The organism is Arthrobacter sp. sptzw42 (assembly GCF_059089685.1).
Genome location: NZ_JBNHEX010000002.1, coordinates 190,773 through 213,635, shown reverse-complemented (window position 1 = coordinate 213,635; position 22,863 = coordinate 190,773). Strand labels below are relative to the sequence as shown.

The following is a 22,863-nucleotide window of genomic DNA, read 5'->3' as shown; positions in this document are numbered from 1 at the left end:
GCTGAGCGTTAAACGCAACCGGGGCCCGCCGTCGAACATCCAACGGCAGGTCCCGGTTTTGTTTGTCACCAGATGCTGACCCGCTCCTCCGGCGGCATCCACATGCCGTCCTGGTCCGTGACGTCAAAGGCTTCATGGAAGGCGTCCAGGTTCTTCGCGATCGCATTGGTCCGGAACTCATTGGGCGAGTGCGGGTCCGTTGCCAGCCGGCGTATTGCTTCCTCGCTCCGGATCACCTGCCGCCAGCCCGCTGCCCAGGATGCGAAGAAGCGCTGCTGCCCGGTGAGGCCGTCAAGGACCTCCGGTTCCTTGCCGTCGAGGCTGATCAGGTAGGCCTTGTAGGCGATGGCAAGGCCGGCAAGGTCGCCGATGTTTTCGCCGAGCGTGAGGCGTCCGTTGACGTTGTGTCCCGGCGCGGCGTACGGGGAGAGCGCATCGTATTGGGCCACCAGCTTTGCGGTGAGCTTTTCGAAAGCCTGGCGGTCCTCGTCGGTCCACCAGTTCCGCAGGGCGCCGCCGCCGTCGAACTGCGAGCCCTGGTCATCAAAGCCGTGGCCGATTTCGTGCCCGATGACTGCCCCGATGCCGCCGTAGTTCACGGCATCATCGGCGTCCGCCGTGAAGAACGGAGGCTGGAGGATCGCCGCCGGGAAGACGATTTCATTCATCATGGGGTGGTAGTAGGCGTTGACCGTCTGCGGCGTCATCAGCCACTTGTTGCGGTCCACCGGCTTGCCCACCTCGTCAAGGTGCCGGTCGACATCGGCGTTGTGTGCCCTTTCCACGTTGCCCAGAAGATCCGCCGGGTCAATTTCTACGGCGGAGTAGTCAATCCATTCCTCCGGGTACCCGATTTTCGCCCGGAACCCCTCCAGCTTCCGTAACGCTTCGGCCTTGGTGTCCTCGCCCATCCAGGTAACGCCGGTGATGCTGCGGCGGTATGCCTCGATCAGGTTGGCGACGAGCGTGTCCATGCGCGCCTTGTGTGTCTCGGGGAAGTGCCGGGCAACGTAGATCTGTCCCACCGCTTCGCCGAGGCCGCCCTCCACGACGGCCACGCCGCGCTTCCAGCGGTCCTTGTTCCGCGGGGTGCCGCTGATGGTGGTCCCGTAAAAGGCGAAGTTGGCGTCAACGAATGCCGAGGAGAGGTAGGGGGCCGCGGCGCTGACAACCCTCATGGCCAGCCATTCCTGCCAGTGGGCCAGGGGCTCGGACTGAAGAAGGCCGGCGGCGCCCTCGAAGAACGGGGGAGTGCTCATGACGATCTCCTCCCGCTTCTCCTCGTCGATGCCTGCGGCGTTGAACCAGGCGGAAAGCAGCGGGAACAGGGCGGAGGCCTCGTCCGCGGACTTCAGGTTGTAGGTCTTCTGGGGGTTACGGAGCGTGACGTTGTCCCAATGGTGGGACGCCAGTTTGGTCTCCAGTGCTACTACCCGTGCGGCAGCACCGTCAGCATCCGGAACACCGGCCAGGTCAAGCATCGTCCTGACGTGTGCCCCGTAGGCAGCCACCATCGGGGCGAACTTCTCTTCCCGGTAGTAGGACTCATCGGGCAGTCCGAGGCCGCCCTGGCCGGTGTAGAGAAGGACGCGGTCGGGGTTGCCGGCGTCGGGCGCGGGGTAGATGTAGAAAAGCCCGCCGACATCGGCCCGGAACAGCCTGCCTGCCAGGGCAACCAGGTCGGCCACGGAGGTGGTGGCAAAGACGTCCGCCAGCCGCTGGCGGATCGGTTCCAGGCCCTTGGCTTCAATGGCAGCTTCATCCATGAAGCTGTTGTAGAGGTCGCCCACCTTCTGCTCAATGCCGCTGGCGGCCCCGCCCTTGGCCGCTGCTTCCTCGATGATGTCCCGCACGGCAATCTCAGAACCATCGCGCAGTGCCGTGAAGGTGCCTTCAAGGGGCCGGTCATCGGGAATTTCGGTAGTCTTCAACCACGCGCCGTTCACGTGCTGGTAGAGGTCATCCTGCGGCCGGACGGTGTTATCGAAGGTGGACAGGTCGATCCCCGAAATGGGCACGAGAGCTCCTTTTTATGCTGGCCGCGGCCGGCGGTATACCGGTCGGCGTCTGCATGGTGGACGTAACGGACGGGCAGTGCCCTTTCATCTTACGCACCCGTGTTACTCTCAAATGGTGCGTGCAGAGCTTCTCCTTCTTAGCTGCCGCGGCGAGGCCTCAGACGCGATCTAGCGCAAGGCCCACCCTCGCTGCGGAGTTTGTGTTGCCCGGCCACCCTTTCACAGAAGAACCACAGAAAAGGCCCGATAGTAATGCGAAACGCACAGAAGCCCTCCGGAATGCCCGCCCACCGCTACACGCCGTTCCAGGACCAGATCAAAGTTGAGCTGCCGGACCGCACCTGGCCGGACAAAGTGATCACCAAGGCCCCGCGCTGGTGCGCTGTAGACCTTCGTGACGGCAACCAGGCGCTGATTGATCCCATGAGCCCGGCGCGCAAGATGAAAATGTTCGATCTGCTGGTCCGCATGGGCTACAAGGAGATCGAGGTGGGTTTCCCGTCCGCATCCCAGACGGACTTCGACTTTGTCCGCCAGCTCATCGAGGGCAACCACATTCCGGACGACGTCACCATCCAGGTCCTGACCCAGGCACGCGAGCACCTGATTGAGCGCACGTACGAGTCCCTGGTAGGCGCCAAGCAGGCCATCGTGCACCTCTACAACTCCACTTCAGTGCTGCAGCGCCGCGTGGTCTTCAACCAGGATGAGGACGGAATCCTGGACATCGCGCTCCAGGGCGCACGGCTGTGCAAGAAGTACGAAGAAACCCTCGTGGACACCCACGTGACCTATGAGTACTCTCCGGAGTCCTTCACAGGCACTGAACTCGAATACGCAGCACGGGTCTGCAACGCCGTCGCGGACGTCTTCGAGGCTTCCGCGGACCGCCAGGTCATCATCAACCTCCCCGCCACGGTGGAAATGGCCACTCCCAACGTTTACGCAGACTCAATTGAGTGGATGAGCCGCCACCTGCACCCCCGTGAAGGCATCATCCTGTCCCTGCACCCCCACAATGACCGCGGAACGGGTGTTGCCGCTGCCGAGTTGGGCTACATGGCCGGAGCCGACCGGATCGAGGGCTGCCTTTTCGGCAACGGTGAGCGGACCGGCAACGTTGACCTGGTCACCCTGGGCCTGAACCTCTTTGTGCAGGGCATCGACCCCATGATCGACTTTTCCAACATCGACGACATCCGCCGGACCGTCGAGTACTGCAACCAGCTGCCCGTGGCCGAACGTTCACCCTATGGCGGCGACCTTGTGTTCACGGCGTTCTCTGGCTCGCACCAGGACGCCATCAAGAAAGGCTTCGAGGCCCTCGAGCGGGACGCGGCGGCCGCAGGCAAGAATGTTTCCGACTTCACCTGGCAGGTACCGTACCTGCCGGTTGATCCCAAGGACCTCGGCCGCAGCTACGAAGCGGTTATCCGGGTCAACTCGCAGTCCGGCAAGGGCGGAGTTGCCTACCTGCTCAAGAACGAACACAGCCTGGACCTCCCGCGCCGGGCGCAGATTGAATTCTCCGGCGTCATCCAGAAGCGTACTGACACGGTAGGCGGCGAAGTCAGCGGAGCCCAGCTGTGGCAGGTCTTCCAGGACGAGTACCTGCCCTCCGGCAAGACGGACGGACAATGGGGCCGTTACTCCCTCGGCTCCGTCAGCACCGAGACGGATAACGACGGCGGCATGACCCTTCACGCATCCCTCACCGTGGACGGTGTCCAGGTCCGCCGGACCGGCACTGGCAACGGCCCCATCGCCGCACTGCTGAGCATCCTCCGCGAGGACGGCGTGGATGTTCGCGTGCTGGATTACAGCGAGCACGCCCTTTCCGAAGGCGGCAACGCGATGGCGGCCGCGTACGTGGAGTGCGCGGTGGGAGAGCGCGTGTTGTGGGGCGTCGGCATCGACGCCAACACCAGCATGTCTTCCCTGAAGGCAGTTATTTCTGCCGTGAACCGCGCCATTCGGGACGCCCAGGCCTGACCTGCCGGCGCACGTGTGCCGTCGGGACTTCCCGGCGCCACACGTGCGCTCCGCCCGGGAACGCCGGAAGGGCAGTATCCCCAAAGATGGGAAGATAAAGGCGTGGCCCAACACTCTTTCGCTTCCCGCGCGTACCGGGACGACGCCGTCGTGCTCCGTACCCACAAGCTGGGTGAGGCGGACCGCATCATCACGCTGCTGACCAAGCATCACGGCCAGGTCCGGGCGGTTGCGAAAGGAGTCCGGCGCACCAGCAGCCGCTTCGGCGCCCGCCTTGAGCCCTTTATGGTGGCGGACCTGCAGCTTGTGTCCGGAAAGACCCTGGACATAGTGACCCAGGCGGTGGCCAAGGGTGCCTACGGTGGAAGCATTGCCGCGGACTACGGCCGCTACACGGTCGCTGCCGCAATGACGGAGACCGCGGAAAAACTGACAGACGTGGACGGTGAGTCCGGCACCGCGCAGTACAACCTGCTGGTCGGCGCCCTGGCGTCACTGAGCCGGAACGAACATGCAGCCGGGCTGATCCTGGATTCATACCTCTTGCGGGCACTCGCTACCGGCGGTTGGGCGCCGAGCTTCACCGACTGCGCCCGCTGCGGCCTGCCGGGTCCGCACAGCGCCTTTTCCGCTCCCGTGGGCGGCATGGTCTGCGGCGGATGCAGGCCGCCGGGGTCACCGGCACCGGCGCCGGAAACAGTAGTCCTGCTCGCAGCGCTGCTGACGGGAGACTGGGGTACCGCCGACGGCTCCATGCCCGTGCACCGCAGGGAAGCGGCCGGTTTGGTGGCCGCCTACCTGCAATGGCATCTTGAACGAGTATTGAAGTCCCTCAAACATGTGGAGCGCAGTTGACAGTGGCCCTGGGAAAAAAGAACAACGCACCCCCAAAGCGGAGCCACCCGGTGGTTGCCCCCTACCCGCACCCCTCCGGGGCGCTGGCACCTTCGATTCCGGCCGAGTTCATACCCCGGCATGTTGCCATCGTGATGGACGGCAACGGCCGGTGGGCCAACCAGCGCGGGCTGCCGCGGATCGAAGGCCACAAGGCCGGCGAGCCCGCCCTGCTGGACGTCATGGCAGGGGCTATCGAGCTGGGCATTGAGTACGTCAGTGTCTATGCCTTTTCCACCGAGAACTGGCGGCGCTCCCCGGAGGAAGTGCGGTTCCTCATGGGTTTTAACAAGGATGTGCTGCGGAGGCAGCGGAACCAGCTTGATGAATGGGGCGTGCGCGTCAGGTGGGCCGGCCGCCGGCCCCGGCTCTGGGGCTCGGTCATCCGCGAACTCGAAGAGGCTGAAAATTTCACCGCCGGCAACAGCACCTGCACGTTGACCATGTGTGTTAATTACGGCGGCCGCGCCGAAATCACGGACGCCGTGTCGGCCATCGCCGCCGAGGTGGCCGCCGGAAAGCTCAAGCCGGGCGCCATCACCGAACGCACCATCCAGAAATACCTTGACGAGCCGGACCTCCCGGACGTGGACCTCTTCCTGCGCAGCTCCGGGGAGCAGCGGCTGTCCAACTTCCTGCTCTGGCAGTCCGCCTACGCCGAGTTCGTGTTTATGGACACCCTGTGGCCCGACGTCGACCGCCGGACGCTGTGGGCCGCGGTGGAAGAGTACGCCCGGCGTGACCGCCGGTATGGCGGGGCAGTGGATGCGGCGAAACCTGCTGACGGGGAAGGCCCGGCCGCGTAGCCGGCCACCAGGATAGCCCGGCAGGCACGTCACGCCGTCACGGCTGCTGCGGCATGTCTCCCGTTGCCGGGTTTTCGTCCGCCGGGTACCCGTCCGCCTGGTCCCCGTACGCACGCAGCCAGCGCGCCAGCCGCGCATAGGCGTCAGCGCGCACGGCGGTGGGGGAGAGGAACACATCGTGCAGTGCACCCTCGATACGTTCGATCGTCACTGTGCGCCCGAGGGTGAGGGCACGGGCAGCAATGACGTTGACGTCAAGGACGGCGTCCGTGCGCCGCATCTCTTCGGACCAGAAGAGGCCGTTCGCGCTTCCCCGGGACAGGAGCACCAGGATGGGAACTTCGATATTGAGGCCGCGGGCCACCCTGGTGTGCCCGGCCAGCACGGCGCTGAGCCACCCCGCACGCACCGGGAACGCCATCGGGGGGCGATACCGTTCATCCAGCACCCATTCCCCGTCCGCCGAGCTGCTGATAGTGCGCCAATAAAAACCCCGCTCGGGAAGCCTCAAAACAGCCTCCGGCCGGAACCGGGCCACCGGTCCCACCATTCCTGAGGCAGCGCGCCGAACCAGGGCGCTTCCGTGCATCTCCAGCCACGGACTGTTCAGGATAAGTTGGGACACTGCTCCGGGATGCCCGCTGGCCCACAGCGCCGCCACCAGCCCTCCCGTTGAATGCCCCACCAGGGTCAGCGGCCGGGTAACACCTTCCTGGCGGATGAGGTGGCAGGCAATGTCTATTTCGGCATCATAGTCCGCGAGGTTCGAAACGTAGCCGCCCGGAAATTGGGGGCGCAGGCTCCGGCCGTGGTTATGCATGTCCAGGGCAAAGAAGTCGTAGCCGGCCGAGGACCAGAAGCGCGCAAAGTCCACGTTGAAGAAATAGTCACTCCAGCCGTGCAGGAAGAGAACTGCCCTGCGGTGCCCGGGCGGGGGGAGCACTTCGACCGCGGCAGGGCGGAACCGGACCAGGGTGGCGGTACGCTCCACACCGTCAGCTCCTGCGGCGGCGAAGGCATGGGACTCGAACCCCTCACCCAGGATGTCCCGCTGCCATTCCATGGCTTTATGCTATTCCGCTGCTGGAACAGTCGGCGCAGTTTTGGTCTTCACCCATTTTGGTCTGGGCCAGCCGAGGCGGAAGACTGGAGGCATGCGCGTTTATCCCACATTCTTCCGCCTGGCCTTTTCATGGATGGACGCCGAGCGCGCCCACAAAATCGGCTTCAAGGCCATCAGGCTGGCGCATCGCTCCGGTGCAGGCCGCGCCCTGGAGAAATTGACGGCGCCCGCACCGTCGCTGCAAACAGCGGCTTTCGGCCTGACTTTTCCCTCGCCGTTCGGCCTTGCCGCAGGTTTCGATAAGGAAGGCCACGGCATAGAAGCACTGAGCCAGCTCGGGTTCGGGCATATAGAGGTGGGCACCATCACCGGGCAGGCCCAGCCGGGCAATGAAAAGCCGCGGCTCTTCCGCCTGGTACAGGACCGGGCCGTTATCAACAGGATGGGATTTAATAACGACGGCGCCACCGCCGTTGCCCCGCGCCTCAAGGCAGCCCGCGCGGGGCTTCAGCGCAGGCACCCGTCGGTGCGCCCGATCATCGGCGTCAACATCGGCAAGACGAAGTCGGTTGAACTCGAAGATGCCGTTGAGGACTACCTGGTAAGCGCACGCAGCCTTGCGCCCGCCGCGGACTACCTCGTGGTCAACGTCAGCTCCCCCAACACCCCCGGCCTTCGTCTCCTGCAGGACGTGGAAAGCCTCCGGCCGCTGCTGACCGCCGTCGGCCGGGAAGCCGACCGGGCAGCAGGCCGCCACGTTCCGCTGCTGGTGAAGATCGCCCCGGACCTGAGCGACGAGGACATCGACGACGTCGCCCGGCTTGCCCTCGACCTCAAACTGGACGGCATTATCGCCACGAACACCACCATCGCCCGGACGGGCCTGGCTTCCCCGGCCGAACAGGTGGAAAAATGCGGCGCGGGCGGGCTTTCGGGCGCTCCACTCAAACACCGCTCCCTTGAAGTGCTTCGAAGGCTCCAGCAGGTCACCGGCGGCGCCCTGACCCTGGTGGCCGTGGGCGGCGTGGAAACGGCACAGGACGTCCAGGGCCGGCTGGATGCCGGAGCAACGCTGGTCCAGGGCTACACGGCCTTCCTCTACGAAGGACCGTTCTGGGCGGCCCGCATCAACCGGCAGCTGGCGAAGAACCGGCGCCTGTAGGGCGCAGATCCGCTTCTGTGGCTGTGGCGGCACCACAGGCCGGCGTTCCCCACCCTGCCCAGTTGCAAGGAAACCCCGGCGGAAAGTCTGCCGGGGTTTCTTTGTCTGTTGTAGGGGGACGCAGGAGGAAGGTCAGGCCGGGTACTGTCCGCGCTTAACCTGGGGCTTGGGCAGCCGCAGCTTCCGGAACTGCAGGGAGCGCATGGAGCCGTACCAGACGGTGCCGCGTTCCACCTCGCCGAACTTTTCGGTCAACCGCTTGCGGAGCTTGCGGGACAGGATAAAGACGTCAACGAAGACGGCCAGGAACATCAACCAAAAACCGCCCAGAACATAAATCATCAGGTCACTGGACGCCGGCACCACCAGGGACACCAGGACAAATACCAGGGCGCCGAACATCAGGTATTCCCCGAGGCTGAACCGGGCATCCACATAGTCACGGGTAAAGCGCTTCTGGGGGCCCTTGTCGCGCAGCGGCAGGAACTTTTCGTCCCCCGTGTCCAGCGCCTGGCGCATTTTAAGCCGCTGGTCCTGGATCACCTGGCGCTCGGCGGCCTTTGACGCTTTGCGGTCCTCCGGAACCAACGGGCGCTTGCGCGCAGCCTCCTGGGCCTTCCGCGTTGGGGTGGGGGCTCCCTTACCGGCTATGCCGTTCTGCCGGGCGGCAACTTCCGCTGCCTGCTGGTCTGATATTTCCTGCGCCGTAGGCGCTTCCTTTTTACGTCCGAACACCAGACCAGAATACCTTGCGGGGCGGCTCGGCCCTCTTGACCCCGGCGAGGGCTCCCGTAAGCAGAATGTGACGAGGGTAATGTTTTTTCCATGACTTCACCTGCAACGGCCACCCCCGACAACATTGATGGCCCCACACCTTTGGGCCTGAACCCCAACCCCGGCACGGCAGACCTTCGGGCGGCCATCGACCGCTCGTTTACCGCCACCCTTGCCCGCCTCAAGGAACTGGTTGCGATACCCGGCATCGCCTGGCCAAGCTTTGACCGGTCGCCGCTCGAACGCAGCGCCGAAGCCGTAGCAGAACTCCTGCGCGCGACCGGACTTGAGGAAGTGCAGATCCTGGCCTGCGACAAGCCGGACGGCACGCCCGGCGGCCCCGCCGTCGTCGCCCGTCGGCCGGCCGCGGAAGGCAAGCCGACCATCCTGCTGTACGCACACCACGACGTCCAGCCCGCGGGAGACGAGGGGCTGTGGGAGACGGCACCTTTCACCGCCGTTGAAAAGGACGGCCGTCTCTACGGTCGCGGGGCGGCCGATGACAAGGCCGGCATCATGGCCCACATCGCTGCTTACGCCGCCGCCTCCGAGGTACTGGGCGACGCCCTGGGCCTTGGTGTGACCTTCTTCTTCGAAGGCGAGGAAGAAGCGGGTTCTCCCACGTTCAGGCCATTCCTGGAGGCACACCGGGAACTGCTTCGTGCTGACGTCATAGTCGTTGCCGACTCCAGCAACTGGAAGGTGGGCGTTCCGGCGCTGACAACAAGCCTCCGCGGACTGGTGGACGGGACCATCGAAGTCCAGGTCCTGGAGCACGCGGTCCATTCAGGGATGTTCGGCGGGCCTGTCCTGGACGCCCCCACCCTCCTGTCCCGCCTGATCGCCACCCTCCATGACGCCGACGGGAATGTTGCCATCCAGGGGCTGGTCGCCTTCGACAATGCGGCGGTGGAGTTTCCGGAGGCCGACTACCGCGCGGACGCGTCAGTGCTCGACGGCGTCCGCCTCGCCGGTTCGGGCAGCATCGCCTCCCGGCTTTGGACCAAGCCGGCGCTGTCCATTATTGGTTTCGACGCACCTGCCGTGGACGTAGCCTCAAATACGCTGCTGCCGAGGGCGCGGGCCAAGTTCAGCCTCCGGCTGGCGCCGGGGCAGCTTCCCGAGGAAGCGATGGAGGCCGTACGGCGGCATGTCGAAGCGCACGCTCCCTTCGGCGCAAGGGTGACCTTCACACCGGGGGAGAGCGGCAACCCGTTCCAGACGGATACTTCTTCGGCCGCTGCCGGGCTCGCGATGTGGGCCTTGGGGGAGGCCTGGGGCGTCCAGGCGGTGGAGACGGGTATTGGTGGTTCCATCCCTTTTATCGCAGACCTCACGGAGCTGTACCCGGACGTACAGATCCTCGTTACGGGTGTCGAGGACCCGGACTCCAGGGCGCACAGCGCGAACGAGTCGCTGCACCTTGGTGACTTCCGAAAAGCCATCCTCGCCGAAGCGCTGTTGCTGTCCCGTTTGAACGCCGGACTGTAGGAGCCCCAGGCCCTTCCCGCGGTCCGCCTCCCGGACACCCGGTGCGGCTCCCCGGGAACAAGGAAGGGCTTCCCGTGGTTACGTCAGGAGTTAGAGCTACGGGTGCGCCCCGCGTAGCATGTAGCTATAGCCCATACCGTATCCGTAGGGGCAGGCACCGCTCCCGCGGAGCCGCCAGACCATCCTAAGAAGGTAGGCCAATGAGCACCGCAACCAATGAGAACAGCACCCAGACCACCAGCGCGCCCAGTGAGGAACTGCCCGTTCATGAGGTCAACCTCACCGACGTCGCAGCAGGAAAGGTCCGCAGCCTTCTCGAGCAGGAAGGCCGCACCGATCTTCGGCTCCGGGTTGCCGTGCAGCCTGGCGGCTGCTCAGGGCTGATCTACCAGCTCTACTTCGATGAGCGGCTCCTGGACGGAGATGCTGTCCGTGACTACGACGGCGTCGAAGTTGTTGTAGACAAGATGAGCGTTCCGTACCTCAGTGGTGCCAGCATCGACTTCGAGGACACCATCTCGAAGCAGGGTTTCACCATTGACAACCCGAACGCCGGCGGCTCCTGCGCCTGTGGAGACTCCTTCCACTAAGCCGGTTATTTCGCCCGATGCCGGCGCCGTGCCTCCAGCCGTTCACCACGGTAGGAGGCACGGCGCCGACATGTGGGCGAAACGCCCGGGGGAGCGGTAAGCTCTACACCGAGTAGTAAAACTTTCAGTGTGCCCGCGGCGCCGATGGCTGCCCGGACAACAGCAACAAGTAGGAAGGGCCGTCTGTGAGTTCGCAGAACCGAACCGGCAGCCGACGCAAAACGATCACCACGATCTCAGGCTTGGCAATTGCCGGCGCGTTGGTTTTGACCGGATGTTCGCCAGAGGTAGAGAAAGGGTGGCTGCCCACAGAACGTGGCACCACCAGCAACAGCGACCGCATCATGGACCTCTGGGTCAACTCATGGATCGCCGCCTTGGCCGTGGGCATCATTACCTGGGGCCTGATCGTCTGGTGCCTCGTGGCCTACAGGCGCCGCAAGGGCACCGTGGGCTTCCCGCGCCAGACGAGTTTCAACCTTCCCCTGGAAGTGTTCTACCTGACCATTCCGCTCTTTATGGTCCTGGTGTTCTTCTACTTCACCGACCGTGATCAGCAGGCCATTGATGACCGGTCACAGCCTGCCGACGTCGTTGTCGATGTCCGTGGCAAGCAGTGGGCCTGGGACTTCAACTACAAGGCCGGCGACGTCATCGAAGAAGACGTCTACGAGGCAGGCGTCCAGGCGCACCTGACCGGCAACGCGATCGACAAGGAACAGCTGCCTACGCTGTACTTGCCCGTCAACAAGTCCGTTGACCTTGAACTCAACTCACGCGACGTGATCCACTCCTTCTGGGTTCCCGCCTTCCTTCAGAAGCGCGACATGATCCCGGGCAAGACCAACTACATCCGGTTTACCCCCACTAAAGAGGGCACCTACGACGGCAAGTGCGCCGAGCTCTGCGGCGAATACCACTCGGAAATGCTGTTCCGCGTCAAGGTGGTTTCAGAAGCTGAATTCCAGGCACACCTGGATGAGCTTAAGGCCGCCGGCAACACGGGCCTCCTCGGTGTGGAGTACGACCGCAACCCGAACCTGAACGAAATTAAGTAAGGGGAGCGACGTGGCTACGTACACTCAATCCGCACCCACCGGAGTCCTCACAGCTCCAGTGGTTCCCAAATCTAAGGGACGCATCGTCGTCAACTGGATCACTTCCACCGACCACAAAACCATCGGGTACATGTACCTGATTGCTTCGTTTGTGTTCTTCTGCCTTGGCGGCGTGATGGCCCTGCTGATCCGCGCCGAACTGTTTGAACCCGGGATGCAGATCCTGCAGACCAAGGAGCAGTACAACCAGCTCTTCACGATGCACGGCACCGTGATGCTGCTGATGTTTGCCACCCCGCTGTTTGCGGGTTTCGCCAACGTGATCATGCCGCTCCAGATCGGCGCGCCTGACGTTGCCTTCCCCCGGCTGAACGCGCTGGCTTTCTGGTTTTTCCTCTTCGGCTCCACCATCGCCGTGTCCGGCTTCATCACCCCCCAGGGTGCTGCCTCCTTCGGCTGGTTCGCCTACGCGCCGCTGTCCAACACCACGTTCAGCCCCGGCATCGGCGGGGACCTGTGGGTCTTCGGCCTGGCACTGTCCGGCTTCGGAACCATCCTGGGTGCGGTCAACTTCATCACCACCATCATCTGCATGCGCGCCCCGGGCATGACCATGTGGCGGATGCCGATATTCACTTGGAACACCTTGGTCACCGCCATCCTGGTGCTCATGGCGTTCCCGCCGCTGGCCGCAGCACTGTTCGCCCTTGGTGCGGACCGCCGCTTCGGTGCCCACATCTTCGACCCGGAAAACGGCGGTGCCGTCCTGTGGCAGCACCTGTTCTGGTTCTTCGGCCACCCCGAGGTGTACATCATCGCGCTGCCGTTCTTCGGCATCGTCTCGGAGATCTTCCCGGTCTTCAGCCGCAAGCCGATCTTCGGCTACAAGGGCCTGGTCTACGCAACGATCGCCATCGCAGCCCTGTCGGTGACGGTGTGGGCGCACCACATGTACGTCACCGGCGCGGTGCTGCTGCCGTTCTTCGCGTTCATGACCATGCTCATCGCGGTTCCCACCGGTGTGAAGTTCTTCAACTGGATCGGCACCATGTGGCGCGGTTCGCTGACGTTCGAAACCCCCATGCTGTGGAGCCTCGGGTTCCTGATCACGTTCCTCTTCGGCGGCCTCACCGGCATCATCCTGGCCTCCCCGCCGCTGGACTTCCACGTCTCCGACTCCTACTTCGTGGTGGCGCACTTCCACTACGTGGTGTTCGGCACCGTGGTGTTCGCGATGTTCGCCGGCTTCTACTTCTGGTGGCCCAAGTTCACCGGCAAGATGCTGAACGAGCGCCTGGGCAAGATCCACTTCTGGCTCCTCTTCCTGGGCTTCCACGGCACCTTCCTCATCCAGCACTGGCTCGGTGTTGAGGGTATGCCCCGCCGGTACGCCGACTACCTGGTGGAGGACAACTTCACCTGGATGAACCAGTTCTCCACCGTTGCCTCCTTTGTCCTCGGAGCGTCCCTGATTCCGTTCTTCTGGAACGTTTACATCACCTGGCGCAGCGCCGAAAAGGTGCAGGTCGACGACCCCTGGGGCTTCGGTGCCTCGCTGGAGTGGGCCACGTCCTGCCCACCGCCGCGGCACAACTTCACGTCGCTTCCCCGGATCCGGTCCGAGCGCCCTGCCCTGGACCTGCACCACCCCGAGCTTCGACAGGTCCACACCGTCGAGTCACCGGCTCCCGCAGCCTCCATGCTCGGTAACGCCGACCAGAAGGACACTGCACAGTGAAAATTGAATCTTGGATCTTTGGTTCCGGAGTCTTCTTCTTTGTACCGGTCTCAGTAATCTATGGTTTCCTTACCGACTGGGGTGAATGGGTCGGTATTCTCGGAATCCTCCTGGTGGGCGGCCTCGCCGGCATGATCGGCGGCTACCTCGGATTCACCGGTAAGCGCGTCGGTATGCGTCCGGAGGACCGCAGCGACGCTGAAATCCACGAGGGCGCCGGCGAACAGGGGCACTTCAGTCCCTGGAGTTGGTGGCCGCTGGTGCTCGGCCTGGCCTGCGCCACTGGCTTCCTGGGCCTGGCGGTAGGCTTCTGGATTGTTTACATCGCTGCCGGCCTGGCAGTTGTGGCACTCATCGGCTGGGTTTACGAATACAGCCGCGGCGACCACGCCCACTAGGCACAAGAACAACGACGACGGGCCCCACCTTTTGGTGGGGCCCGTCGTCGTTGTTCTTGTCCTTGCGCTGGGCCTGCCGGGACAGTACAGCTTAGGCACCGACCAGTGCGCCTATTCTGCTCCCTGGGACTCCAGCAGCTCACCAAGCGTCCGAAGGGCCTCCTTGGCCCTTTCCTCGCTCAGGGCGCCACTGAGCAGTGAATCATCAATTTCCAGCTCCACTTCACAGCCATGGGGAAAGTCGGCAGTCATCACGTGAAGGAGAGACCGGGCATCCACGCCCCCGGTTCCCGGCTTCGTGATGGTCACAGGAAGCCCGGTAGCGGCCACCGCCCTGACAAATACAGCTGCCGGGCGCGCGTGCAGCCCGATCGTGGCTGTTACCACAGCCTTGTGTGTTGGCAACGGGACTCCTTCTTCATGACGGCCCCATCCGTCGGGTGTCGAAATTTTCCTGTCCAATATAGCGGGCCTCGAGCACCAACCCCGAATAGGCGCGGCCCAAGGCATGAGCTGGCCTAGACCTGACCTAAAATTGCAGAGTGAACTCGAACCCAGGGGAGACCCACCGTGGCAGCTAGCGCCGGGGCGATTGCCGGTGAAATCGACAGAAGCAGCGGCACTGCCATCTACGTCCAGCTGCGCGAGATCCTGCGCACCTACATTGCCGGGTCGTGCCGGCCGGGTTCTGCGCTGCCCTCGGAGCGTGACCTCGCGGAGCGCTTTGGGCTTGCCAGGATGACGGTGCGGCAGGCTATCGACGCACTGGTCGGTGAAGAAGTCATTGAACGAGTAGTGGGTCTCGGCACTTTCGTTCGCAGGCCGAAGCTGGACCTGCAGGTGAAGCTGACTTCCTACAGCGAGGAGATGCAGCGCCGGGGCATGGTTCCCGCAGCCAAAGTACTCAGCTTTGAACAGATTGGTGCCAGTGCATTTCTGGCCCGCGAGCTCCAGCTGGACGAGGGTACTCCTCTGGTCCGCTTCCGGCGCCTGCTCCTGGCAGATGGTGAACCCATGAGCGTGGACGAAAACTTCATCCCTGCCCACCGTGTTCCTGGTCTGTTGGACGGAGAGCCGCCCACCTCGCTGTACAACGTACTGAGCGAACAGTACGGCCTGGTGATGGAATGGGGCGAGGACATGATTGAGGCCACCGCAGCGTCTCCGTCCACGGCACGGCTGCTTAACGTCGAAGTAGCCTCACCGCTGCTCAAGATCCAGCGGCATGCTTTTGTTGCACGCACCATGGTGGACTATTCCGTTTCGTATTACCGCGCGGACCGGTACAAGTTGTGGGTCCCGCTGCAGCGGCCGGGCGCGCGCCGGTCCCGTAACCACTGACCAACCAAGCCCTGCAGCGCCCCTGTTCCTTTGTTTCTGCCAGCCGGTCAGGCCCGGCGGGCGAGCAGGAACACAAAAGGCCCGGTCCTGTTGGACCGGGCCTTTCATGTTGATACGGGCAGAGTGCCTAGTGGCTCAGGCTCTTCGCTGCCTCGGGAGCTTCCACTGCCGCGTGGCCGTGGCCGTGGGCGGCTTCCAGCTCTGCGGGGGTGGCCGGGGCAACGCGGTCCTCGAAGAACCACTTGGAGAGCAGCGCCCGGCGCTTCTCCTTGCGGGTTACCACACCGTGTTCGTTCGGCACTGCCGGAAGAACGTTCGGTGACTCGAAGCCCACCAGCTTGTAGCGCTTGTACTCATCCAGCGGTGCATGGACTTCGATGAACTCGCCGTGCGGGAGGCGGACAATACGCCCGGTCTCGCGGCCGTGGAGGGCGATCTCGCGGTCCTTGCGCTGGAGTGCGAGGGCTACGCGCTTGGTGACGAAGAAGGCAATAAACGGGCCGATGATGAACAGCGTCCGCAGCCAGTAGGTGACATCGTTGAGCGAAACACCGAAGTGGGTGGCGATGAGGTCGGACCCTGCTGCTGCCCACATGACGCAGTACCAGACGAACCCTGCCATGCCGATCGCGGTGCGGGTCGGGGCGTTGCGGGGGCGGTCAAGTACGTGGTGCTCACGGTCGTCCTTGGTGATCCAACGCTCAATCCACGGGTACATGAACATAATCGTGAACAGGATGCCGGCCGGCACAAGGGCGGGCAGCAGCACGTTGAAGCTGAAGACGTGGCCGAACCACACCTGCTCAACCTGCCAGTTACCCAGGGTGCCCGGCATCAGGCGCAGGGCGCCGTCAACAAAGCCGATGTACCAGTCGGGCTGGGTTCCGGCGGACACGGGGGAGGGGTCGTACGGACCGTAGTTCCAGATCGGGTTGATCGTGAAGAAACCGGCCATCAGGGCGAGGACACCAAAGACGATGAAGAAGAATCCACCGGCCTTCGCGGCGTAGACCGGGCCAAGCGGGTAACCGACAACGTTGTTGTCGTTGCGTCCGGGGCCGGGGTACTGGGTGTGCTTGTGGACGACCACCATGAAGAGGTGGAGGACGATCATCAGCAGGATCAGCGCCGGCACCAGCAGGATGTGCAGCATGTACAGGCGGCCGATGATGGCAGTACCCGGGAACTCCCCGCCAAAGAGGAAGAAGGAGATGTACGTTCCGACAATCGGGATGGACTTGATCACGCCGTCGATGATGCGCAGGCCGTTGCCGGACAGCAGGTCATCGGGGAGGGAGTAGCCGGTGAAGCCTGCAGCCATGGCCAGGATCAGCAGGACGCTGCCCACTACCCAGTTCATTTCGCGCGGCCTGCGGAAGGCTCCGGTGAAGAAAACCCTGAGCATGTGCACGGCGATGGACGCAACGAACAGCAGCGCTGCCCAGTGGTGGACCTGGCGCATGAAGAGGCCGCCGCGGACATCAAAGGAGATGTCCAGCGACGAGTTGTAGGCCACCGACATTTCGACGCCCTTGAGGGGGACGTAGGAACCGTCGTAGTGGGTTTCCGCCATGGACGGATCGAAGAAGAACGTCAGGAAGGTGCCGGAAAGCAGCAGGATGACGAACGAGTAGAGTGCCACTTCGCCGAACATAAAGGACCAGTGGTCGGGGAAGACTTTGCGGCCGAATTCGCGAAGGATTCCGGAACCGCCAACACGCGTATCGACGAAGTCGGTGAACCGGCCTGTCTTGGTTTTGGCGACGAAAGCGGGCTCAGCTGTTGATGCTGCGCTCATGCATATCACGCTCCCAGTAACTTGGTCCTACAGGTTCTTTGAAGTCGCTGGTGGCGACCAGGTAGCCCTCGTCATCAACTGCGATAGGCAGCTGGGGGAGAGGACGGCTGGCGGGGCCGAAGATCACTTTGCACTCTTGCGTGAGGTCAAAAGTGGACTGGTGGCACGGGCACAGCAGGTGGTGCGTCTGCTGCTCGTAGAGAGCAACCGGGCAACCGACGTGGGTGCAGATCTTGGAATACGCAACGATGCCGTTGTAGCCCCAGTCTTCGCGGCCCTCTGAGGGGTTGAGCGACTCGGGATCCAGGCGCATGAGCAGCACAACGGCTTTCGCCTTCTCGTTGAGCTTGCCCTCGTGAAGTTCGTTCAAGCCCTCGGGGATGACGTGGAAGGCTGAGCCGATTGTCACGTCGGAGGCCTTGATGGGCGTTCCGTCGGGGTCACGGGCAAGACGCTTGAGCTTGCCTTCCTGAGGGGCCCACATGGTGTGGGCGAGCTTGTTGTCCGGGCGGGGTCCGAGGTCGCCGAAAATGGCAACCGCCGGCAGCGGCGCGAGGGCAACGGCTCCCAGAAGGGTGTTCCGGATCAGCGGACGGCGCTTGATGCCCGTCTCTTCCACGATGTCATCCACGATACGGACGGCCGCCTGGCGGTCCTCTTCGTAGCGGATCGCGTGGCGCGATTCGGAGACCTCGTGATCCGGCATCAGGGCTTTGGCCCAGTGCACGATGCCGGTACCGATGCCAAGCATCGCGAAAGCGGTGCCCAGGCCCAGCAGCATGTTCTGGAGCCGGATGTTGGCAATGGTTGATTCTGAGCCACCCAGATCAATGGCGAAGTACGCCACCAGGAAGATCAGGGTTCCAACAACAGAGATGCCAAATAGTAAGGCGACCTGCCGTTCTGCCCGCTTTGCGGCCTTCGGGTCCGTGTCAGCCAGGCGCAAACGGTGCGGAGGAAGTCCAGGGTCCTGGAACTTCTCCACCTCATTCTGACCAGCCGTAGCTACGGTGCCCGAGTGGTTCGGACTGCCGTCACTATGGTTGCCCATAATTCGCCTCATCCTTCTCTCGTCCCGGCGGGTGCCGGGTTAGTTTTCCAATATCAAACTGCTGACGGATCAGCAGAAGTAGTTCAGTGGTCCGCAGAGGTCCTAGGACGTCCGGGAAGTCAGCCAGATGGTGAAGGCGATGATGACACCGAGGCCTGCAACCCAAACGAAGAGTCCTTCGGCCACGGGGCCAAGTGAACCCAGCTCAGCGCCGCCGGGGGAGCCGGTGGTTTCGATCTGCTTGAGGAAGGTGATGATGTCGCGCTTGCCTTCGGGCGTGATGTTGGAGTCGCTGAAGACCGGCATGTTCTGCGGGCCGGTGACCATTGCCTCGTAGATGTGCTTGCCTGAGGTGTCTTCCAGGGCGGGTGCGAACTTGCCGCGGGTCAGGGCGCCGCCTGCGGCGGCAGCGTTGTGGCACATGGCGCAGTTCGTGCGGAACAGTTCCCCGCCTGCGGCTGCATCGCCCTTTTCGTCAAGCAGGCCTTCTTCAGGAATTGCCGGGCCGGCACCAAGGGAAGCAACATAGGCTGCCAGCTGGTGGATCTGCTCGTCGTTGAACTGAACGGGCTTCTCCAGCGCCTGGGGGCCGTTCATCTGCATGGGCATGCGGCCCGTTCCGACCTGGAAATCAACGGATGCGGCGCCCACGCCAACGAGGGACGGGCCATCCGGTGAACCGCTGGCACCCATGCCGTGGCAGGTGGCGCAGTTGGCGGCGAACAGCTTGCCGCCTTCTTCTGCGTCATTTGCACTGAAAGTGGTGCTGGAGGCTTTGGCCTCATTGACGGTGGTGGCCACGGCGTACAGCCCACCAGTGATGAGGAGCCCCATCAGAAGCAGCGCGATTGCTGCCAGTGGGTGACGCCGCTTTTGCGAGAGTGCCTTCACGTGGTGGTTCCTTTATTCGATCCTGCGCCGGCTCCTGGAGCCGATACCTGAAATTCTGCCTCTTGTAGAAAAAGAATCAAAGTTGGCTACTTGAGTACGTAGATGACCAGGAAGAGGCCGATCCACACGACATCCACAAAGTGCCAGTAGTACGAGGTGACAATCGCGGACGTTGCTTCGAAGTGCCCGAACTTCTTTGCGGCGAAGGAGCGGCCCATGATCAGCAGGAAGGCCACCAGGCCACCGATCACGTGGAGGCCGTGGAACCCTGTGGTCATGTAGAACGCTGAACCGTAGGCGTTGGAGGAGAGCGAGACGTGCTCGGAAACCAGCATCGCGTACTCCGTGGCCTGGCCTGCGACGAAGAAGGCCCCCATAAGGAAGGTCAGGGTGAACCATTCGTTCATGCCCCAGCGGGCGAACTGGAAGACCCCGCCGGTACGGCGCGGCTGCAGCCGCTCAGCGGCGAAGACGCCCATCTGGCACGTGAAGGAACTGGCCACGAGGACGATCGTGTTGGCGAGCGCAAAGGGGAAGTTGAGCTTGGCCGTCTCAGCCGCCCACATTTCCCCGCTGGTGGAGCGCAGGGTGAAGTACATGGCGAAGAGACCGGCGAAGAACATCAACTCGCTGGAGAGCCACACGACGGTTCCAACGGAAACCATATTGGGGCGGTTCAGCGTGGGGTGCGCGGGGGAACTGGGGGCATGGGTCGCAGATGTCACATAGACATTATGTCTGCAAAACTCCGTGCTGCCCAACGCAAACCGCCTTTTCGGGGGACTTTTTCTACAAAGACGCGAAATCGCACCAAAAAGTTCCGCCGCCCGTTCACATTGGTCAGCCCCGGCCATCCCTCGATAGCATCAGCAGGTGACTTCACAGGCATCCGCAGCATCGGCAGGCAACACCTGGCCCCGGCTGATCTCGGCACTGATCAAAGGCAATGACCTCACGGCGGACAGCACCGCCTGGGCCATGGATACCATCATGTCCGGGGAGGCGACGCCCGCACAGATCGCAGGATTCCTGGTTGCCCTCAGTGCCAAGGGAGAAACCGTTGAGGAACTCGCTGGCCTGGTGGAGGCCATGCTTGCCCACGCCAACCCCGTCTCCATTTCCGGCGAGAAGCTGGACATTGTCGGAACCGGCGGTGACCAGTTGAACACTGTCAACATCTCCACCATGGCGGCGCTGGTGGCTGCCGGAGCAGGAGCAAAGGTGGTCAAGCACGGCAACCGTGCGGCGTCGTCGTCGTCCGGTTCTGCTGATGTGCTGGAAGCCTTGGGCGTCCGCCTCGACCTGTCCATCGAACAGGTGGCGCGCAATGCGGAGGAGGCGGGAATTACATTCTGCTTTGCGCAGGTCTTCCACCCGTCCTTCCGGCACACCGCGGTCCCGCGGAAGGAGCTGGCCATCCCGACGGCCTTCAATTTCCTCGGCCCGCTGACCAACCCTGCCAAAGTCCAGGCGTCCGCGGTAGGGGTTGCCAACGCGAGGATGGCGCCGCTGGTAGCGGGCGTCCTGGCCCAGCGGGGAAGCCGGGGCCTGGTATTCCGCGGCAATGACGGGCTCGATGAGCTGACCACCACGGGTCCTTCAACCGTGTGGGAAATACGCGACGGCGCTGTGTCTGAGCTGACGTTCTCGCCCGCGGACCTAGGCATCAAACCGGCAACCGTCGAGCAGTTGCGCGGCGGCGACGCCCAGGTCAACGCCGTCGTCGTACGGGAAGTCCTCGCAGGCAAGGAAGGGGCGGCCCGCGACGCCGTTCTCCTCAATGCTGCAGCGGGCCTCGTGGCTTTCGACACCAGTGCGGACGGTCCGTTCCTTGAGCGTATGCAACGGGCCTTCAGCCGGGCATCGGAATCGGTCGGGACGGGTGCCGCCGCGGCCGTCCTGGAAAAATGGGTTTCCCTGACCCGCAGGTGAATCCGGCTACTGCTCGAAGCCCAGGGCGAAAGCTGCGTCGAGGTCGTGCTGCGAGTAGGCACGGAACGCTATGTGCGTTGTCGTGTGCACCACCGCGGGCACCTTGGACAGTCGGTCTGCAATAACGTCCGCCAGGTCCTCGTGCCGGGGCACCCTTGCCACCGCAATCAAATCCCACTCTCCGGTGACGGAATATACCTCGCTGATGCCATCTATCGCTGAGATCTCCTCGGCTGTTTCAGGTATGCGGGCAGCGTCAGTCTTGATCAGAACGAATGCGGTGATCACGAGATGAATCCTTCCGGATCTGTTGCGCCGTAGCAGAGCCCGGCAAGCTTTTGGGTGCTGCCAGCCTATTACATCCGGCCGCGCTGCCGGCCGGACCCGCAACCACTTCAGGCGAAGTTCTTCAGGCTCTCCTCAGCCGCTTTGCGCCGGCCCACGCCAGTCGCCATCCCACCAGCAGGAGCCCCAGGCTCAGCAACGCCACGATGATGAAGGGCAGCACTACCGTCTGGCCGGTCAGCAGGCGGAGCACCATGCCGCCCACCAGGGCACCCAACCAGACCGCCACCCCGGTCCGGCGTACGGACAGCGGATTCCGCCACGCCCTCACGGCCAGCCATCCGAGGGCCGCCCCTGCCAAAAACGGCGAGGCAGTCAGCAGGACACCGGACAAGACCTCGCCGCGCTGGTGCGCGTCACGGCCAACGGCTGCAAACACCATTATCAGCACAGCATCGGCGGTGGCAGCGGCGGCTGCCTGCCGCCCTGTAGAGGAGCGGATGGGCCGCTGGATCTGAGGTGTCATACCTTCGAGCCTAGCAACGGCGGTTGTGCCCGTGCGCCCCTTGTCCTTACCTCCGTGATTGAGCAGGATAGACAAACCGGGAAGGGGAGGCGAAACCATGCGATTGTTGCAGGTGGCCCAGTACGCGGAAGACCTTGGGAGGGCATCTGCGTTCTATGCCGAACTGCTTGGGGTACAGCCCAGCGCAGTGTTTGACCCGCCCGGCCTGGTCTTCTTCGACCTCGAGGGCGTGCGGCTGCTGCTGGAACCAGGCGCCCTAAGGGCTCTTCTCTACCTCCAGGTTCCGGATGTCCGGGCTTCTGTGGAGCAGTTGGCAGCCAGGGGAGTGGACGTGGTGGACGCGCCCCGCGTGATTTACAGCCACACGGACGGAGTGCTTGGTCCTGCTGGTACGGACGAGTGGATGGCATTCATCCGGGACAGCGAGGGCAACACGCTGGGACTCGTCAGCCAGGTGGCCGCAGGATAACGGGCACCCGGAGAATCCGGAGGCTGATTTCGTTGCATTCGTTACTGACATGGGTGGCAGCTTTACCGGCTGACCAGCTCGCTGCCGTAACCGGTGTCGCATTTGCCATCGTGAAGGACGCCCTTCCCGGGGGCCACGGCATAGTTTTCGCCAGGGTTGAGGACGGCCGGCTGCACGCCAGTTGCTTCGGTTATGCAGCGGTGGACGAAGGGAGCGCTTTCGCCCTCGCCGCCCACCCACATGTCGATCCAGAGGGACGCGCCGTCATAGTCCTCCGACCCTGAGTGGCACGGACCATCCTGGGGAGTTGGGCCGTCCCCGCAGGTGTCTTCCACAATGAAATACCGCCGTACATCGGGCAGGTAGATCCGGGTGCCGGCGGGGATGTCGAGGACGCTCTCGCCCGTCTCGCGGGAGTGACCGACGGCGATGGTCACCGGGTCTTCGTAGGTTCCGGTTCCACCGGCCGTTTTGTGCAGTACCGGATGGCTGATGATGGGTGAGCCTTCCGGAGTGTTGTCGTACCAGGAATAGCCGGTGACGAACACCTTGGGCACAACCTCCTCACCTGGCTCAAGGGGAGGAG

General features: G+C 63.5%; 23 protein-coding genes. 12 read left to right on the top strand and 11 right to left on the bottom strand.

The features are described from left to right. Positions 1–65: 65 nt before the first annotated feature. Positions 66–2,018 carry a M13 family metallopeptidase gene (locus tag AC5RT4_RS03065; protein WP_494039743.1) on the bottom strand — a complete coding sequence of 651 codons (1,953 nt, stop codon included), beginning with the start codon at positions 2,016–2,018 and terminating at the stop codon, positions 66–68. Positions 2,019–2,270: 252 nt separating this feature from the next. Here AC5RT4_RS03065 and leuA point away from each other — a divergent pair, with 252 nt between their 5' ends. The 3 genes from leuA to AC5RT4_RS03050 all read left to right on the top strand — a co-directional run bounded on the left by leuA (position 2,271) and on the right by AC5RT4_RS03050 (position 5,710). Then, positions 2,271–4,010 (top strand): 2-isopropylmalate synthase, encoded by a 1,740-nt coding sequence (gene leuA / locus AC5RT4_RS03060; protein WP_494039742.1) that lies wholly within the window; start codon positions 2,271–2,273, stop codon positions 4,008–4,010. 102 nt (positions 4,011–4,112) lie between these two features. Then, complete coding sequence (recO, locus tag AC5RT4_RS03055) at positions 4,113–4,865, top strand: DNA repair protein RecO (RefSeq protein ID WP_494104819.1); 753 nt, start codon at positions 4,113–4,115, stop codon at positions 4,863–4,865. A gap of 2 nt (positions 4,866–4,867) precedes the next feature. Next, positions 4,868–5,710 carry an isoprenyl transferase gene (locus AC5RT4_RS03050; protein ID WP_494039740.1) on the top strand — a complete coding sequence of 281 codons (843 nt, stop codon included), beginning with the start codon at positions 4,868–4,870 and terminating at the stop codon, positions 5,708–5,710. Between the two features lie 37 nt (positions 5,711–5,747). On the opposite strand, the gene AC5RT4_RS03045 is transcribed toward AC5RT4_RS03050, so the two are convergent. After that, a complete protein-coding gene (locus AC5RT4_RS03045; protein WP_494104818.1) occupies positions 5,748–6,773 on the bottom strand; it encodes an alpha/beta hydrolase in 1,026 nt (341 codons plus the stop codon). A gap of 91 nt (positions 6,774–6,864) precedes the next feature. On the opposite strand from AC5RT4_RS03045, the gene AC5RT4_RS03040 reads away from it, so the two are divergent. Continuing rightward, the gene (locus AC5RT4_RS03040) at positions 6,865–7,935 is read left to right on the top strand and encodes a quinone-dependent dihydroorotate dehydrogenase (RefSeq protein ID WP_494104817.1); all 1,071 of its coding nucleotides are present in this window, start codon (positions 6,865–6,867) and stop codon (positions 7,933–7,935) included. A gap of 132 nt (positions 7,936–8,067) precedes the next feature. Here the strand turns inward: AC5RT4_RS03040 and AC5RT4_RS03035 are convergent, their stop codons facing one another. Next, the gene (locus AC5RT4_RS03035; protein ID WP_494104816.1) at positions 8,068–8,670 is read right to left on the bottom strand and encodes a DUF3043 domain-containing protein; all 603 of its coding nucleotides are present in this window, start codon (positions 8,668–8,670) and stop codon (positions 8,068–8,070) included. Between the two features lie 90 nt (positions 8,671–8,760). Here AC5RT4_RS03035 and AC5RT4_RS03030 point away from each other — a divergent pair, with 90 nt between their 5' ends. From AC5RT4_RS03030 to AC5RT4_RS03010, 5 genes are all read left to right on the top strand, one after another. After that, positions 8,761–10,200 carry a dipeptidase gene (locus AC5RT4_RS03030; protein ID WP_494104815.1) on the top strand — a complete coding sequence of 480 codons (1,440 nt, stop codon included), beginning with the start codon at positions 8,761–8,763 and terminating at the stop codon, positions 10,198–10,200. A gap of 200 nt (positions 10,201–10,400) precedes the next feature. Then, positions 10,401–10,790: a HesB/IscA family protein gene (locus AC5RT4_RS03025; RefSeq protein ID WP_387554394.1), complete on the top strand. Its 390-nt coding sequence runs from the start codon at positions 10,401–10,403 to the stop codon at positions 10,788–10,790. A 185-nt stretch (positions 10,791–10,975) separates the two neighbouring features. Then, complete coding sequence (gene ctaC, locus AC5RT4_RS03020) at positions 10,976–11,848, top strand: aa3-type cytochrome oxidase subunit II (protein WP_494104814.1); 873 nt, start codon at positions 10,976–10,978, stop codon at positions 11,846–11,848. Positions 11,849–11,858: 10 nt separating this feature from the next. Beyond that, on the top strand, positions 11,859–13,586 hold the full coding sequence (gene ctaD / locus AC5RT4_RS03015; RefSeq protein ID WP_494039734.1) for an aa3-type cytochrome oxidase subunit I: 1,728 nt from the start codon (positions 11,859–11,861) through the stop codon (positions 13,584–13,586). Further along, complete coding sequence (locus AC5RT4_RS03010) at positions 13,583–13,984, top strand: cytochrome c oxidase subunit 4 (protein WP_494039733.1); 402 nt, start codon at positions 13,583–13,585, stop codon at positions 13,982–13,984. The genes ctaD and AC5RT4_RS03010 overlap by 4 nt, the downstream gene beginning before the upstream one ends. A 111-nt stretch (positions 13,985–14,095) precedes the next feature. On the opposite strand, the gene AC5RT4_RS03005 is transcribed toward AC5RT4_RS03010, so the two are convergent. After that, a complete protein-coding gene (locus tag AC5RT4_RS03005; protein WP_494104813.1) occupies positions 14,096–14,389 on the bottom strand; it encodes an HPr family phosphocarrier protein in 294 nt (97 codons plus the stop codon). A 165-nt stretch (positions 14,390–14,554) separates the two neighbouring features. Here AC5RT4_RS03005 and AC5RT4_RS03000 point away from each other — a divergent pair, with 165 nt between their 5' ends. Then, positions 14,555–15,325, top strand: a complete 771-nt coding sequence (locus AC5RT4_RS03000) for a GntR family transcriptional regulator (RefSeq protein WP_494104812.1) — start codon at positions 14,555–14,557, stop codon at positions 15,323–15,325. Between the two features lie 127 nt (positions 15,326–15,452). Here AC5RT4_RS03000 and qcrB read toward each other — a convergent pair whose 3' ends face one another. The 4 genes from qcrB to ctaE form a co-directional block, all read right to left on the bottom strand. Beyond that, a complete protein-coding gene (gene qcrB, locus AC5RT4_RS02995) occupies positions 15,453–17,123 on the bottom strand; it encodes a cytochrome bc1 complex cytochrome b subunit (protein WP_494039730.1) in 1,671 nt (556 codons plus the stop codon). Then, entirely contained in the window at positions 17,101–18,174 is a 1,074-nt protein-coding gene (gene qcrA, locus AC5RT4_RS02990) for a cytochrome bc1 complex Rieske iron-sulfur subunit (protein ID WP_494039729.1), read from the bottom strand. Before qcrA ends, qcrB begins: the two co-directional genes overlap by 23 nt. A gap of 102 nt (positions 18,175–18,276) precedes the next feature. Continuing rightward, a complete protein-coding gene (gene qcrC, locus AC5RT4_RS02985; protein WP_494039728.1) occupies positions 18,277–19,065 on the bottom strand; it encodes a cytochrome bc1 complex diheme cytochrome c subunit in 789 nt (262 codons plus the stop codon). An 86-nt stretch (positions 19,066–19,151) separates the two neighbouring features. Beyond that, positions 19,152–19,790 (bottom strand): aa3-type cytochrome oxidase subunit III, encoded by a 639-nt coding sequence (gene ctaE, locus AC5RT4_RS02980; protein ID WP_494039727.1) that lies wholly within the window; start codon positions 19,788–19,790, stop codon positions 19,152–19,154. Positions 19,791–19,938: 148 nt separating this feature from the next. On the opposite strand from ctaE, the gene trpD reads away from it, so the two are divergent. After that, positions 19,939–20,997: an anthranilate phosphoribosyltransferase gene (gene trpD, locus AC5RT4_RS02975; RefSeq protein WP_494039726.1), complete on the top strand. Its 1,059-nt coding sequence runs from the start codon at positions 19,939–19,941 to the stop codon at positions 20,995–20,997. A gap of 6 nt (positions 20,998–21,003) precedes the next feature. Here the strand turns inward: trpD and AC5RT4_RS02970 are convergent, their stop codons facing one another. Together AC5RT4_RS02970 and AC5RT4_RS02965 are read right to left on the bottom strand one after the other, a co-directional pair. Further along, entirely contained in the window at positions 21,004–21,285 is a 282-nt protein-coding gene (locus tag AC5RT4_RS02970) for an Lrp/AsnC family transcriptional regulator (RefSeq protein WP_494039725.1), read from the bottom strand. 121 nt (positions 21,286–21,406) lie between these two features. After that, complete coding sequence (locus AC5RT4_RS02965) at positions 21,407–21,808, bottom strand: DUF3054 domain-containing protein (protein ID WP_494104811.1); 402 nt, start codon at positions 21,806–21,808, stop codon at positions 21,407–21,409. Between the two features lie 97 nt (positions 21,809–21,905). On the opposite strand from AC5RT4_RS02965, the gene AC5RT4_RS02960 reads away from it, so the two are divergent. Then, positions 21,906–22,277: a VOC family protein gene (locus tag AC5RT4_RS02960; RefSeq protein ID WP_494104810.1), complete on the top strand. Its 372-nt coding sequence runs from the start codon at positions 21,906–21,908 to the stop codon at positions 22,275–22,277. A 62-nt stretch (positions 22,278–22,339) separates the two neighbouring features. Here AC5RT4_RS02960 and AC5RT4_RS02955 read toward each other — a convergent pair whose 3' ends face one another. Next, a complete protein-coding gene (locus tag AC5RT4_RS02955; RefSeq protein WP_494039722.1) occupies positions 22,340–22,834 on the bottom strand; it encodes a hypothetical protein in 495 nt (164 codons plus the stop codon). Between the last annotated feature and the right edge of the window lie 29 nt (positions 22,835–22,863).

Excerpts from the sequence above, each read along its gene's own strand:
- AC5RT4_RS03030 (WP_494104815.1), top strand. The coding sequence starts at position 8,761 with ATGACTTCACCTGCAACGGCCACCCCCGACAACATTGATGGCCCCACA.
- AC5RT4_RS02960 (WP_494104810.1), top strand. The coding sequence starts at position 21,906 with ATGCGATTGTTGCAGGTGGCCCAGTACGCGGAAGACCTTGGGAGGGCA.
- AC5RT4_RS03045 (WP_494104818.1), bottom strand. The coding sequence starts at position 6,773 with ATGGAATGGCAGCGGGACATCCTGGGTGAGGGGTTCGAGTCCCATGCC.
- leuA (WP_494039742.1), top strand. The coding sequence starts at position 2,271 with ATGCGAAACGCACAGAAGCCCTCCGGAATGCCCGCCCACCGCTACACG.
- AC5RT4_RS02965 (WP_494104811.1), bottom strand. The coding sequence starts at position 21,808 with ATGACACCTCAGATCCAGCGGCCCATCCGCTCCTCTACAGGGCGGCAG.
- qcrA (WP_494039729.1), bottom strand. The coding sequence starts at position 18,174 with ATGGGCAACCATAGTGACGGCAGTCCGAACCACTCGGGCACCGTAGCT.
- AC5RT4_RS03040 (WP_494104817.1), top strand. The coding sequence starts at position 6,865 with ATGCGCGTTTATCCCACATTCTTCCGCCTGGCCTTTTCATGGATGGAC.
- qcrB (WP_494039730.1), bottom strand. The coding sequence starts at position 17,123 with ATGAGCGCAGCATCAACAGCTGAGCCCGCTTTCGTCGCCAAAACCAAG.
- AC5RT4_RS03025 (WP_387554394.1), top strand. The coding sequence starts at position 10,401 with ATGAGCACCGCAACCAATGAGAACAGCACCCAGACCACCAGCGCGCCC.